At 33.8% G+C, this 14,494-nt stretch carries 11 protein-coding genes and 1 pseudogene; 2 read left to right on the top strand and 10 right to left on the bottom strand.

Features of this window, described 5'->3' with window-relative positions:
* A pseudogene (locus LQ216_RS14985) lies at nt 1-525 on the top strand (IS3 family transposase); the annotation flags it as partial.
* 138 nt (nt 526-663) lie between these two features.
* Entirely contained in the window at nt 664-1,425 is a 762-nt protein-coding gene (locus LQ216_RS14980; RefSeq protein WP_230130283.1) for a fumarylacetoacetate hydrolase, read from the top strand.
* Nucleotides 1,426-1,859: 434 nt separating this feature from the next.
* Here the strand turns inward: LQ216_RS14980 and LQ216_RS14975 are convergent, their stop codons facing one another.
* The 10 genes from LQ216_RS14975 to LQ216_RS14930 form a co-directional block, all read right to left on the bottom strand.
* Nucleotides 1,860-2,705 (bottom strand): DUF4839 domain-containing protein, encoded by an 846-nt coding sequence (locus tag LQ216_RS14975; protein WP_230130282.1) that lies wholly within the window; start codon nt 2,703-2,705, stop codon nt 1,860-1,862.
* Nucleotides 2,706-2,963: 258 nt separating this feature from the next.
* The gene (locus LQ216_RS14970; RefSeq protein ID WP_230130281.1) at nt 2,964-3,083 is read right to left on the bottom strand and encodes a lipoprotein; all 120 of its coding nucleotides are present in this window, start codon (nt 3,081-3,083) and stop codon (nt 2,964-2,966) included.
* 467 nt (nt 3,084-3,550) lie between these two features.
* On the bottom strand, nt 3,551-3,706 hold the full coding sequence (locus tag LQ216_RS14965; RefSeq protein WP_117304010.1) for a DUF1540 domain-containing protein: 156 nt from the start codon (nt 3,704-3,706) through the stop codon (nt 3,551-3,553).
* 197 nt (nt 3,707-3,903) lie between these two features.
* A complete protein-coding gene (locus LQ216_RS14960; protein WP_230130280.1) occupies nt 3,904-4,728 on the bottom strand; it encodes a formate/nitrite transporter family protein in 825 nt (274 codons plus the stop codon).
* A 179-nt stretch (nt 4,729-4,907) separates the two neighbouring features.
* Nucleotides 4,908-5,378, bottom strand: coding sequence for a polysaccharide deacetylase family protein (locus LQ216_RS14955; protein WP_230130279.1), 471 nt, complete (start codon nt 5,376-5,378; stop codon nt 4,908-4,910).
* Between the two features lie 190 nt (nt 5,379-5,568).
* A complete protein-coding gene (locus LQ216_RS14950) occupies nt 5,569-6,660 on the bottom strand; it encodes an IS4 family transposase (protein WP_230130278.1) in 1,092 nt (363 codons plus the stop codon).
* 558 nt (nt 6,661-7,218) lie between these two features.
* Nucleotides 7,219-7,902 (bottom strand): hypothetical protein, encoded by a 684-nt coding sequence (locus tag LQ216_RS14945; protein ID WP_230130277.1) that lies wholly within the window; start codon nt 7,900-7,902, stop codon nt 7,219-7,221.
* A 502-nt stretch (nt 7,903-8,404) separates the two neighbouring features.
* Nucleotides 8,405-10,639, bottom strand: coding sequence for a DUF262 domain-containing protein (locus LQ216_RS14940; RefSeq protein ID WP_230130276.1), 2,235 nt, complete (start codon nt 10,637-10,639; stop codon nt 8,405-8,407).
* Nucleotides 10,632-12,395 carry a DUF262 domain-containing protein gene (locus LQ216_RS14935; protein WP_230130275.1) on the bottom strand — a complete coding sequence of 588 codons (1,764 nt, stop codon included), beginning with the start codon at nt 12,393-12,395 and terminating at the stop codon, nt 10,632-10,634. Before LQ216_RS14935 ends, LQ216_RS14940 begins: the two co-directional genes overlap by 8 nt.
* Before the next feature lie 123 nt (nt 12,396-12,518).
* Nucleotides 12,519-13,367, bottom strand: a complete 849-nt coding sequence (locus tag LQ216_RS14930) for a hypothetical protein (RefSeq protein WP_230130274.1) — start codon at nt 13,365-13,367, stop codon at nt 12,519-12,521.
* Nucleotides 13,368-14,494: the final 1,127 nt, after the last annotated feature.

The following is a 14,494-nucleotide window of genomic DNA, read 5'->3' as shown; positions in this document are numbered from 1 at the left end:
CAGGCTAATGAACTGAATCGAGAATTTAATCAGGAAAATGAGTTGAATGCGATTGTAAGCGACTTAACATATGTAAGGGTCAATCAAAAATGGCAATACATATGTGTGTTTGTTGATCTCTTTAACAAGGAAATCATTGGTTACAGCGCTGGCCCGAATAAAGACGCTTCACTGGTTTACCGTGCATTTTCATCTATTAAGGTGGATTTACGCAAAATTTAGCTCTTCCATACGGATCGAGGGGGAGAGTTTAAAAATAAGCTGATTGACGATGCACTAGAGACGTTTACTATCCAACGTTCTCTTAGCATGAAGGGTTGTCCCTATGACAATGCCGTAGCTGAAGCAACATTCAAAATCCTCAAAACAGAGTTTGTGAAGGGCCGGAATTTCGATACATTGGAAGATCTAACAAGAGAATTGCACGACTATGTTCATTGGTTTAATCACATTCGTATTCATGGGACACTGGGTTATTTAAGCCCGATTGAGTATAAACTTGAACACCTTAAAAAAGTTGTCTAGTTTAGTGTTGACAATCCAGGTTTCCAAATTTAGTCCTTGTCTACTTTATCTTATTCTTATATAAAACTCTTTCCTTCTAAATCCCCAAAGTGTTAGACTATTATCTATATTTATAAAAGTTAGAAAAGGGGATTAATCATGTTAACGCAAACCTTTGTAGACACCTTATATGACTCCTACAAAAATTCAAAAGCATTGAAAAAAGAGGTTTTTCCCTCAGATATCAGTTTGGATGAAGCTTATCAGGTTCAGCATGCCTTTACCGAGGCGAAAAGAGAAAATAATGAATGTTTAAAGGGATATAAAATAAGCATGACAAGTCCAGAAACTCAGGCATTATTCGAAGCGAATGAGCCATTATACGGTCAAATGACAGATAAGCAAATAACAGGTGAAATTTCTTTAAGCAAGCAAATGTTAAGTCCGCTGATCGAACTGGAGCTAGTCTTTATTGTGAAAGAACAACTGACGGCTGCTTCTACCGAAGAGGAAATCATCAGCAACACACAAATCGCACCAGGAATAGAGGTTCCCGATTCCCGTTTTGAAGACTGGTTTCCGACAATGCCAAAAGAACAGGTTTGCGCAGATGGAGCAGTGGGTGGAAAAGTAACCATTGGGCAAACAAAAGACTACACATATGCGGACATCGACGATATTAACGGAAAGCTGCTCTTTAACGGAGAAGTCATTGATGTAGGGACATCCGCTGCCGTCATGGGGCACCCTGTCAAAGCCGTTCAGTGGCTGCTTAAAAAACTGGGAGAACATGATTTAACGCTCGAGCCAGGTATGTTTGTATCATCCGGCACATTTATATTGCCAAAAACGCTGGAAGCCGGGACGTATACCGGTGAATTCGAAGGCATTGGATTAGTACAATTAACGGTAACTGATTAAGAAACGTAAGAAGGCAACTCCCATGAGGGTAGTTGCCTTCTTTTTATAAGTTTCGAGACTGGCTGCATATGGGCAGAGTTAATGTGACCGCACATGAGGTGCTGACGACACCATCCCAAACTTAATCACTGCATCGCGATTAGTCATTTAAAACAAGCGTGGCAACAGCTTCAACATGCGTCATAACTTCTGCTTTATACTGTATAGCAATACGTTTCCGTAAATAGCGGATTGCCGCTTGAGTTTACCCCGGGGTAGAGTTTTGCGAGATTGTATGTTCTTAATCAAAAAGACTCACTCATAGAGCATAACATCCCCTCATGAATAACTTTGTTGCGACTGGGATGATGGTTGTCTTATCTTTTCTAAAAACAAGCATAAAAGAATGATATCCATTTATTTTTCGCCATTGTTACTTACCTATTTAATCACATTTATCTCATTTTGATAGAAACTGGCTTGAGTTGAAAAAGACCAGAAGTCTCACTATATTCTTCAACCGTAGCAATGATATGAATATTAAGACCTACTCCAAAAGTATCAGGAACATTATCTCCTGTTAGATGCAAATCGTTATAATTAACATCTCTAAATTGGAAATTAGGTCCCGAGAAAGTAGTTTTACTATAGTCTCCAGCATAAATTAAATAATCAAATCTTGTTTTATAATTTCCGTGGTTACTCACATAAGCTGTATTCCCATCAAACTCAATGGTTCTTCCAGCATACTTCTGAGCAAATTCTTTAATAAGAGGATCAGACTCGTCTTTTGTGCTAAGTATTTCTGCCAATTCTTTGCAATTATCCACTGTTAGGATTTCTACTTTCGGTTTTTCTTCTTTCGGTTTTTCTACTTTCGATTTTTCTTCTTTCGGTTTTTTTACTTTCGGTTTTTCTGCATTTGAATTATCCTTTGCCTCAGATTCTGCTGCACTCTCAGTATCTTCTTTTTTGAATGTATGATACTTAATAATGACTTCTGTATCTGCAGATATCCATTCATCTGGAGAATAATTGACATCGCCGCCAACAGATACTTCTTTAACCTCTCCATCTTTTGTTATCCAACCTGTAATTAAATCTTCAAGCTTTTCTGTTTTGATGTTCTTGAATCCTTTTGATTTAAAGTCATCAACTACCTTATGATAATCTCTACCTTTTTGAACACTTGAACCTGACGGTGTTTTTGCTTCACCTTCATGTTTGTTCGAATTGCCGCCACATCCCACTAATGTCATAACCATTATACATACCAAAAGAACACTAACCATTTTGTTCATTTTTGATTATCCCCCAACAGATTTATCGCTCAGTCAAGATAATATAAATTAACCTTTATTTAGATTTTTATAGAGATACTCAACATCATCATTATAATTATATACTTTCATCCTTTTTCCCACGTGAATATGGTTCTTTTTCTTTCCAAATCGGACCTTCTCTTGTATTGTAATGCTGCCCATGCCCCTTTACAATATGTTCACTCGGAGAAGTGTGGGTTGGATTATTTGGATTAGCTCTTTCATCTGTACTGTTTTTTATTTCAATCGAATCATTTTTTCGTCCTTGGTTTCGGTTGATGCCTTTTGTTCATTGGATGAACAAGCAGCAAGTACAGCAATAGCTAATATCAACATGATAAAGCCAAATTTACGCATAAAAAATCCCCCTATTATATAAACACCAAACTGTTATACTATTTTTTCAGTTGATTTTATAATCAATTTTCCCTATAAATATTCTCCAATTTCTGGTTTATCTCTCTCAATTCTCATTATTCCTTATAATAAACTGAATTAGTTTAAAAGCTTATACATCAAAAGCTATCGTTCTTTAAACAAACTGCCTCGCTACTTTAGGTACAAACCACAATAATCATTAAATATAAACATGCCATGTTTCTTTATAGATGTTGTGCCCCAATCCATTCCGAGTCCTTGCATAATCACTTCCTAGTCCCAAAAAATAGAGACCTGATTGATCTCCGCAGTTCATATATAAACCATTTTGGCAACCGCTTCCCATTGCATCCTGGAAACATATCCACCGGCTCCACTTCAATCTTTAATCCCCCCAAAAAAAACTGGACAGGCAAGCTGCCGTCCAGTTTTACAAAAAGTTTTTATTAACGATGTTCAAACGTTTTACACGCCGTTTCTTCAACACTGTCAGCTTCTCTGCTTCCATTCGGACCTATGACATAGATAGCGTCCGCTACACACCTATCACCTTTTGCCCAGTATTTACAATCTTCTACATTGCATAATACATCTGTAGCCATCGAGTGACACCTCCTTTTAAAAGGTTTGTTATTACATACCCTTTTAAGAGGCGGGGTAATCAGGAAATACTTCCTTGAACTATAATTCAATCAATAAAGATTTTTAAATAGGCATTATCCAAGAGAATAATGTCTTAAAATCATGATTTCATAATAAATTTGTCAGTTAGTGAATCGGACACGATAGAGTACAGGCATTAAAAGTTGACTACCTTTTTTTCCTGATGTTTTTGTGTAACCACGACTTGTCCATGCACTTGAGGCTTATAGGCGATAAAGTATGCAAGACCGACAAAAACTGAACCGCCAACCGCATTCCCCAGAAATACGGCAACAAAGTTTGGCAGGTATTCGATCCAGGTAACTTCCCCTGCAAAAATGGCGGCCGGTATGATAAACATATTCGCCACAACGTGCTGAAAACCAATGACTACGAAAGCCATGATCGGAAACCATACGCCCAAGATTTTCCCTGTAGCATCCTGGCTTCCGGTCGCTATCCATATAGCCAAGGCAACAAGCCAGTTACATCCAATGGCGGAAATGAAGGCTTGAATAAACGTATCGTTAAGTTTTGCTTGTGCGACGGCAACAGTTTTATCTAAATACGGCCCGGTTTCAGTCAACCCGACAACATGGCCGAAAAAGTAAGCAACAAAGATGGCACCAAGAAAATTGCTGATCAAGACAATCGTCCAGTTCCTGAGAATCCCGGTGAACGTAATTTTTTTGGCAAACCATGCCATTGGCAAAGTCGTCATATTCCCTGTCAACAACTCGCCGCCCGCCAGCAAGACCAATACAATTCCAAGTGGAAAGACCGCAGCGCCTATAAAGGTATTAAAGGAACCCCATTCCACTGGCATACTCCCGGTTAACCGTATATATAGAAGAAATCCCATTGAAATAAAAGCGCCCGCCAAAAAACCAAGAATAAGCATGGACGATATAGACATTTTTGCTTTTCTAAAACCTATTTCGATCGACAATTCTGCAATTCTCTGTGGTGTGTGATAAGACATATTGCCCCCCTGAATATATAAAGAAATAAAAAACCAGCACAGGATAGGCCTTGCTTAAAAGGTTGTCTGTGCTGGTTAATACCGCTACATTCACATATATATAATTCTATTAATTGATAGCCTTGGAACACTTGCGCATTCCAGACTCTTCTGAATGTTAAAAGAAAATATGAACAAAGTCATATTTTAATATGGGTTGCCCATTTTGTAAAGGTCTTATTTCGCAATAATCGACCTTCAATTCTTAGTAGGTTACCCGCATAGTTTCTTATTGCCTGCTCGGTCAATATCAACTGTTTTCGAAGATGATAAGGAGAAAGAAGCCAACTCGAAATATGGTCAAAATGATGTATGCCAATTGTATGGCCTTCCTGGTGCATCCGTTTTATTATTTCTGGATTCTGCATTACTTTTCTGCCAACCACAAAAAAAGAAGCCTTAACTCCATACCTTTTTAAAAGATCAAGCAGTTCTATCGTGTATTTGGGATTGGGGCCATCATCGAAAGTTAATGCTATTCCATTAATGTCCTTATTCTTTTTTGTTATTCCAACGCCACCTATACGAATAAGCACCGTGGGGATAACGGAATAAAAAAGAAAAACCAATAAAAAAGAGCAAATTAAATAAACAATAATATTATCTATCATGAATAAATCATTCCAATGCCATAATCTATTATATGAATATTTTCACTAGTGTTGCATAAATAATGATTGAATTTTCAGTCAATACGTCTTTTCTGTTTAGAGCCAAAAAAGTAAATACCCAATCAAAGGTGGCTCCATCCATTTGGATTATATTTACAATTAGACCTGAGCGGCGACGACAACTTGTTCGTTACGGAATGGCTTTTCCTTCAATTTTCCGAAGCCAGATATTCGCTGGTTTCCACAAAGCAGCTCTTAAATAACGGCTAATTTGTAAGGTTTTTCGCTTGCTTTTTGTCTCCATTTGAATGAGAACATGGAGGCAAAAAACAATGAGTGCGATAAACACTTGATTGTGAATCGCCCATTCGCTTTGACCGTAGAACTTTTTGATGCTGAGATGTTGTTTAATCCATTTGAAAAATAACTCAATGGCCCAGCGTGATTTATACATCTCTGAAATTTCTTCGGCACTTAAATCAAAACGATTCGTAATTAACCGTAGTTCATTTCCTTTTGAATCCATAACTTTTAGAATGCGAAAGTAATTTTCAGCACGTTTTTGAATCGTACCAATCAACACCATTTGGTCTGACAAAACAGCCGCATCCTCGGGTAGTTTAAAATCGTAAACTTCCCGTATGACTGCGTTTTTACGTAGCCTGGAAAGAAAAAAGTAGCCATCATCCGTCATGCGATCAAAGCGCTCGTAGTCTAAATAGCCACGGTCAAACACATACATGCATTCCTTGTCATCTACCATGATTTCAAGCTGACCACGATCATGTTCGCTTGCAGTTGTCATAACGGCCTTTTCAGGATAGGATATACCCTTTTCCATAAACACAAGGCGCAAATGTAACTTCACACCGGCTTTTGTTTTACGGAACTTTGCCCATTTATGATTGGTCAAATTAAGTGGTAATGTACTTGAATCGATGATTTTTAACGGCATTACAAGTTTTGTATCGTGCGTTTTGGTATGAATTTGTGCGACTAGATCAAGGAAAAGCCTTTGAAATAGATCTGGATTCATGCCATTTAAACGGCGTGAGAGCTGCGAAATACTGATAGAATCCAGGTCAATGCCTTTTTGCAGTTGGTCATCGAAAAGACAATCGCCCAGCGCATGGAGACTTTCGATTTCTTCCAATTGCGCAAAAAGTAATAATTTTAGGAATGACTCTGTCGTTAATTTCTTCGTATAGTAATCTAATTTCATCATTTTCACCTGTTCTTCAAATAATTGAAGATCATTCAAGCTTTTCTTCTTGTTTTTCAATCCTTATCTAACACAAAAAAGACCGAAGGACTACCAGGCATCTATCCTGATTTTCCTTCGATCTTGACACAACTTTTTTATTTAAGGACACACTTTTTCCCTTTTCGTTCCTGCTATGTGCAGTAAAAAAATCTCTCTTTCATTTTCCGTTCAATTTCCCGCTATTCCTTCGTTACCCCGATTTATTTTCACAGGTCGTTGCAGATGGTACAGAGTTTTTTTAACAGGTAGTGTTTATTTTACGTGGTCACAGATTTAAGATAATCTTCGCCACACACTCCACATGCGAAGTCTGCGAAAACAAATCACATTTTTGATGTTTTTGTTACCGTCGCTTAACCCGACCCGTGATAATCGGCTTATATAGTCTTATTTTGTGCTTTTTCTGGGTTTTGTGCCAGTTTCGTCTCTTGTATTTGGTTCCTTCCATCTTGCAAGAAAAATATGTCCTTCTTAAGTAAAAGAAAGCTGGGGCTATGTCCCGTATAAATAAATACAGAATCTCGTGACCTCGCTCTTATGATCTCAAACATGATTTAAATAGCATTTACCTTCTTGTTAATCATCATAAAAAATAATACTTAAGTCTACTGCTTTCATATCATCGATAGAAAAGTAGTATTTTTTCCCTTTATATTCATGTTCCACAATTGTAAGTGGAACGAGGCCTTTGGAAAAAAGTTTATCCGTAATAGCTGTTACTTCTCCGTGAGTTAACGTTGGATCGAATGAAGCGATAGTAGTGGCCATAACACTTTCAACCTGTTGTGCCCAGTCTGATTCATAGTTATCTTCAGCAAAGACAAAGGCCCTTTTCACAGCATCTTTAGGACCTTCCACACGATTCAAGGTTACAGCTACATCATCATATACATCTGTTGCTGAGTCGTATAAATCATCACCACTAATATAATCGTCAAACTTTACTGATCCAAATTCCTGAGATACTGTATTATAGCGGTCCATAAACTCATCAGATGAAACGGTGTTTTTGGGTATACAATATTTTTCTATACCCCCATCATCTTCACCATAATCCACTTGATAAGCTTCCCCTGCACAGTCTGGATCTTCGATTGTAACCGGAACAATTGGCCTGTTTACAGTGTTATCTTCTATTGTTACCTTTTCTTCTGGCTGTTCTTCGTCTGGTTGTGCTTTATCATTAGAAAACAGAGCATTGCATCCATTTATGACCATAATAATAATGATTATTGCCAAAGCTGCTTTAAGATTTCCCATTATGTATGTTCCCCTCTCAGATGTGTTAGCAAGTATTATATCGGCTTAAATTGAAAGGTTTGCACACAGAAAAACGGAGAGCCTAAGCTCCCCGCTTATATATTTTCCGGTCATTTGATTCTTACTGTAACCTGATTGAGTAAGCTGTGCAGATGTCCGGCTTTTCTAGCGATACATAATTTAAGTAGTTGTAGAAAACAATAATCACTTCGTTACACAGATTTTTCAAATCAATTAGAACTCAACAGTCCCCTAGAATCAGATTTGTTACATGGGTTTTGAACAAATCCTGTATTACGTCTGAAACCCATGAATACGAAAGGTTTAATCTATAATGTTTCATTTAAAACTATTTCTGCAACCGCTTCGCAGTGTGTTTTGATAGAATGGTGATACTGAAACGCGTATATATTGATTTTGCGTAAAGGTGTACCCCCTACTGAAAGGGGCGTTAAAAATTTTCCTCAACAATTAAATATTATCTATATATTCGATAACGCAGCTAACTTATATATTGTTGAGCTTTTAGATAGTTAATAACATCTTCTTGTGTATCAAAATCATTTTCGATTCCATTTCCTTCCACTAAATAACACCATTTATTATCAACCAAATTATATGTTATCTCTATATTTGCATCATTGTTTATTAATTCAATATATTTGTAGTAATCTACTCCCCTTGTTTCAACATACGGTGGAAGAATATTATCCTTTGTTAATTCTTGATATAATGCAAATGTGTAGTATTCTTTACAATATCCTCCTGTTGTTGAAGAGTTTAACAACAAAATATTATTTTCATTTTCTTTTCTTATAAACCTTTTTTGACCGCATGCTTGAAGTATTTTCGGATACCTAATAAAATACTTTCTCCAATCTGATACTGTAGATATTTCTATTATCTGTAGCAAAGATTTTTCTATGTTATTTATATCAATTTCATCAAAAAGCTCTTTTACAAATCTTCTCTTATCCTTATCCCTTAGTAACCTTTTCCAACTAACATCTCTATCACTATCTACAACAAAACTGAGGTTTCTACTTTTACGAAGTAAATAATCCCCTTTACATAGAAGTGCTCTCCGCCATAAATCGTTGTTTACTGAAAGTCCATCATTAGAAAAAATAATCTTTGCTTTATTATAGTAATAATAAAATTTATTATAGAAATTCTCATCAATTTCGGATGACCAATCCAAATCTTTATTTTGATTGTATGCACTTTGTATACCTGCAAAGTTAAGTAAGAAACTTATTTGCCCTTTAAAATATCCATGGTTTTCAGCTTCTGTTATAATGTTTCTCCATCTATCATTTTTCAATATCAATATTGCTTTAATTCGTTCTTCCTCAACTTGTTCTCCTAAAAACCTACTGACAGTGTTGTCAGGGTCAACAAAATAGCCTAAGATACCTCTACTATAAGTGACTAGTTTTTTAATTGATTGAATTGATCTTGAAAACTCCCCAGAATTATTATCAATGGTATTTGCGGATAAATTTCTAACAACTCTAACCCATTCTGTAAATTCATCATTAATAATATCTTGATGATTATGAACAAAATATTGAGTTATTGAATACAACATTACACGATCATGATATGTTAATTTTTCCATACTATAATTATTAATTACTCTTTCAAATAAAGCATCTTCATCAAAAGTAGATTTATTTTGTATGTACTGCTTAATACCACTACCTTTGTTTTCCAGGGTATTAAGCATGGTGATTATTTCCAAAATTATTCTATCATCAAAACAACCCCATTCTAGATACTTAGAAAATGATATATCTTTTTTCACGTCTATTAAATCGTCTAATCTATCTTCTAAATCTATAATTTCATTTTTCAATGCATAATTATTTATTATGAGTGCTCTAATAAAATCCATTATTTTTTTGTCATAAGTATTGGTTACGGAATCTCTGTAATACCAGAATAAATCAGCCCATTTGCCATCCATGTTAAAAGAAAATTCATTAGTAATACCTTTTGGAATTGTTCCTTCATCTTCTTTTAATTGTAGTAGTTGTTGAAGTTTAGCTTTGAAATTCTCGAATTTAGTAAGCGATTTCCCTCTTGCATTCATTTTTATATATAAACTATCCTCTAATCCAAAGTTTTCTAGCTCTATAAATTGAAAAGAAATTGGCGCATTATTCCCCAGGAGCAGTTTCCCAAATAAATCATTACTGACTTTAAATTTTTCATGAATTGCATCTAACATTACAAGCATTGCTTTAATTGTAGGGTCTTTTTCCCAAGACATGAAAAACCAATATGCATTCTTAATTTTGTTACTTATATTCTTTTCGTTATTGAAATCCATATCCTTAAAAACACTATCATCTCTCACAAGTGCATTACAGAATTCTCTTGAACTTGACCTTGTTTCATATGTAAAATTTATTAAGTTATTTCGTGCTTTATCGATATGCCTTTCTTTTACAGCTAGGTACCAATGCAGTAGAAAAAGAGTAGTTAAACGTTGCTGCCCATCTAAAGGGATGAATTTTTTTTCTTTTTTAATTTCTTTTAAACTACCATAAACAAAATCTAAATCTAAATTTTCATCATTAACCAATACCACATAGAGTTTATCTAGAAAAGTATTACGAATTTCTTCTTCACTTTCTCTACCCTGAGCATAATCCCTTTGAATAATAGGTATTTCAACTATATAATTTTCAATTAACTGCCAGAATGTATATCTACTACTTTCCTCACTCATTGTTTAACCCCCTAAACGGTAAGAAATCTTTCAAAGTTTCAGTAATATTATTAAAATACCTCTTTCTATCATTATTACCCCAGAAGGTCATTTGTCTAATATCTTCACTATAATACTTCAGAAAAACATTTTTAGTGCATATAGGGATAAATGTACCTCTCCTATCATTTTCTAAAATAATTTTTCTCTTAACTGGAAAAATCGCATTTTTATATGAACGATTTGTTGCGGCATCTAATAATGTTAAATTTGAAATATCATTTATATCTTCATTATCCCCATAAGTTACTAAAATTTCATTATAAAGCTCTACAAAAGCATTCTCATCAGAAACTAAATCATCTTCTATAAGTTGTTTAATTTTATTTGCAAGTACCTTGTTATCAATTTCATCTTGAGCAGCTTTTAACCAATCCACTCTATGTTTTTTATCATTTGGCATTTCAGAGTTTACAGCATGAATATGTTCAATATCCCAATCCTCTATTTTGTAACTATCAAAAGGGAAACGAATATTTGAATTTTTATTTGAGAGTAATGAAATAACGTTAAATAATAACAACACGTTTTTAATTTTTTTTCGATCCAAATTATAATCCCAATCTTCTAAATCTTTTCTAGAAAAAATACTACTTCTTATTTTTTCATGAAAATAACCAAGCTGCTCTAATTTTGTCATAGTTTCTGTTTCTCTTTTCAACTCTTCAATCTTTACATCCACAGACACAAGGTATCCAACAAGATGATAAAATTGTCTATTATTAAACCATTCTTCAAACGTCATAAAATATTTCTTTATTCTTAACCATAGGTTATCGATTGGAGAATTATGATAGGATAGATTCCCATTTTTAATACGTTGTTCTTCTTCTTTGAATAATTTATTAAAGACTAAAAAAGAAAAGTATTCATTATTACTTTCTTCAATAGGTACATCAAACTGATTATTAACTTCACGCGACATTAGATTAAGGATAAATTCTATACGAGTTTCATATTTATATGAACCATTATATAAAAAATACCAAAAATCTTCCTTTTGAAGAGAATACTCTATTTGATCCCATTCATTTGCAATCTCTAACTGCTTCATATGAATTCTTTCTTTTTCGGATTCCGAACCAAAGTTTTCTTTCTTTAAGAAAAGAGCTTTTATTAATTCTGAATTTGTCAGTGGTATTTTTCCTAAATTAATACGTGTAAAAATATCTATAGGATCAATATCTTCATTAACTTGATACCAAATAAATTTAGTTTGATTTAAGAGTTTATTGTAAATTTCTATTGCTGTAGAAGTCTCATCTCCTTTGCTCTCAAACCATTTAGTTGCGTTATGTAACGCATTGTACATATGATAATAATCTATGTTATTGTACTTCTCGGCTTCATCAATGTTTTTTAGAAATTGACCACTGTCTGTTCTCGTTTCATACTCTAGTGAAAAAGTTGTTGCCGCTTTAGGTAAGATATTATTTTTAATATAAGTCAATATAATATAAATGGTTGTTAACCTCTGTTGACCATCAATAACTTCCCATTTATCTTCCCCTAATACAACTGTATTCTTAACAACAATAGGTTGCAAACAGTAAAATTCATCCTTTTTCAATTCGTTTTTTTGTGAAAACTCCCAAATATCTTCAAGTAAATCCGTCACTTGTTGCTTATTCCATCTGTAGCCTCTTTGATACCTTGGAACGTAAAATTTATATTCCAATATATCCTTGATTGTTTTTAAGTCAATTTCATTTGCCATTTGATAATCCCCCACCATGAAAAATTTTTGAATATGGTTCTCTTCTTACTGCTATTGAAATATTTACTGAGTATCTTTTAATTTCAACATTCAAGCTGCTGTAAGTTAAAACGTTATCTATATTTATATTAATGGTAACTGTTTAATAGCATTAATTGTCTTAAGCAAAAATCCTTGATAATTACCTAGCATTAATTCAAATTCTTCTTTCGAGATATTTTTCCCTGTTGGGTGTCCACTATCATTTCTTGTTTGTCTAATAATATCTAAGAAATTAAAATTCAAATTAATATTTTCAAAGCCTAATTGTTTAAAAACAGTAGGGTTAGCTTCTGCACGTTTCAAAAATTCAGCCAATCTTATATAAGCAGTCTTAGCATTTAAAACTTTTTGTTGAAAAGTTGACTGCTCTGTATGCGTACCATTGTTATTTAGATAAATCATATAACCTTCACATAATTGCTTTAATAATATCTCAGCAGAACAACCAAGCATTACTGATGCTGATAATATATTATTTGCACTTCCAGAAGCACATGCTTCATACAAATATTTTTTTTGCAATTCATCTATAATTGTGTTGTCAGCTAAAAACTTCATAAAACTCATATAAACTGAATCTTTTTCAAGCATCACTTTATGATTATCCACTTGAATCTCTTCTGTTTGAATCGGCAGCACACCTATACTACTGATTCCATAACAGGCGTAACTGTCATCATTAATATAGATATCCATACATATTTCTGATAGTAAGTCCTTATTTTCATTTATCATTTTTCTGAAGTTTAATGGAACCCTTAACTTAACAAATAGTTTCCTTTGGTCAGAAACTACTCTAGTAAATTCCCATTGAGGATCGAATACCAATTTCGAAATAGATAAAACATTAGCTAAAGTATTATGACTATCAACTTTTAACACCTCTACTATTGTTAAAAGTAAATCTTTTTCACTTACTGTAAATCTCATGTGCTATTCCCCCATCTTCAAAATTATTGTACGTTTTATTTAAACAAGCACTGAACAGATGATAAAACCCAGTCATTATACAGTTACCTTCCTTTTAACTCCTTGCACTTTTTTGAAACAGTATAACAAAGTTAAAATTTCCTAGTTATTTCGATTGCAAGTAAGGCAATGTCTTCTCAAGATACTGCTGCCAATAGTCCTCATCACCATTTAATTCATGGAGCCAGTAATACATCATCAGTATCTCAAATTCCTGTTTTCTTCCTTTTGTATATGACTTTTTCGGCATTTTCCTATAAAGAGAATCTAAATTAAACAAATTGCTTTTTTGCTTAAAATCATTATCATATTTCCTATAATTAGTAGTACTCTTTTTCCTATGAGAAGCTGGCCATAAATTGTCATTGTCCCAGAAGTAATTCACCCACTGGAAGGAAAATTCATGCAGATTAACCTGGTACTTTGTCCACGTTTTTTGTATCCATTCATTTATTTCAGCTGAAATAAAAACACTCTCACTTTGCATTCCCCTCTGACTCATTACCCTATGATAATCCTTAATAAATAAAAACAACATCTCTGTTTGATCCTTTATATAAGGATGCTTTTTAATCAACTTCGAATAACAGTCATAGGATAACGATCTAAATTCTTTATCAGAGCTGTATAGAAAAAAGAACTCATCTTCCTTTAAAATATTTCCAATGTTCTTGTTTATCTGCTTACCATACTCAGAATAAATACCTGTTAACCAGTCAATTATTTCTGGATCATATTCCTTCAGTTGCTGTTGATATTTAGTTAATTTCTCGTCTTTTAGTGCGGTTTTTTCTTCAGCCTCAGTAATATTTAAGTAATTATTAAAGTATTCAAAGACTTAATTAACGCACAGTCTCATGTTTTCATTTCGTTCATCTATATTAAATTCATCTATCTTATCTTCTCTTTTTCTCCTTGCAACGTATTCTTCAATGGTAAGCATTTAAATCACTTCGCTTTGCATATAGTTAATAAGAAATGCTGAATAAATTTATTTAACTTCAAAACCTTGTACGATAGTAACCAATTTTATTTATTTATTCGACTCCATCAACTCCATTATAATTTTATGTATTATAAGTTTCCAA

The sequence above is a fragment of the Bacillus sp. CECT 9360 genome (genome assembly GCF_918741275.1).
Lineage (GTDB): Bacteria > Bacillota > Bacilli > Bacillales > DSM-1321 > Peribacillus.
This window is presented reverse-complemented; position numbering and strand designations above follow the sequence as displayed.

What these genes read in the sequence shown, in the direction of transcription:
- LQ216_RS14980 (WP_230130283.1), top strand. Translation starts at nt 664, where the DNA reads ATGTTAACGCAAACCTTTGTAGACACCTTATATGACTCCTACAAAAAT.
- LQ216_RS14975 (WP_230130282.1), bottom strand. Translation starts at nt 2,705, where the DNA reads ATGAACAAAATGGTTAGTGTTCTTTTGGTATGTATAATGGTTATGACA.
- LQ216_RS14970 (WP_230130281.1), bottom strand. Translation starts at nt 3,083, where the DNA reads ATGCGTAAATTTGGCTTTATCATGTTGATATTAGCTATTGCTGTACTT.
- LQ216_RS14965 (WP_117304010.1), bottom strand. Translation starts at nt 3,706, where the DNA reads ATGGCTACAGATGTATTATGCAATGTAGAAGATTGTAAATACTGGGCA.
- LQ216_RS14960 (WP_230130280.1), bottom strand. Translation starts at nt 4,728, where the DNA reads ATGTCTTATCACACACCACAGAGAATTGCAGAATTGTCGATCGAAATA.
- LQ216_RS14955 (WP_230130279.1), bottom strand. Translation starts at nt 5,378, where the DNA reads ATGATAGATAATATTATTGTTTATTTAATTTGCTCTTTTTTATTGGTT.
- LQ216_RS14945 (WP_230130277.1), bottom strand. Translation starts at nt 7,902, where the DNA reads ATGGGAAATCTTAAAGCAGCTTTGGCAATAATCATTATTATTATGGTC.
- LQ216_RS14940 (WP_230130276.1), bottom strand. Translation starts at nt 10,639, where the DNA reads ATGAGTGAGGAAAGTAGTAGATATACATTCTGGCAGTTAATTGAAAAT.
- LQ216_RS14935 (WP_230130275.1), bottom strand. Translation starts at nt 12,395, where the DNA reads ATGGCAAATGAAATTGACTTAAAAACAATCAAGGATATATTGGAATAT.
- LQ216_RS14930 (WP_230130274.1), bottom strand. Translation starts at nt 13,367, where the DNA reads ATGAGATTTACAGTAAGTGAAAAAGATTTACTTTTAACAATAGTAGAG.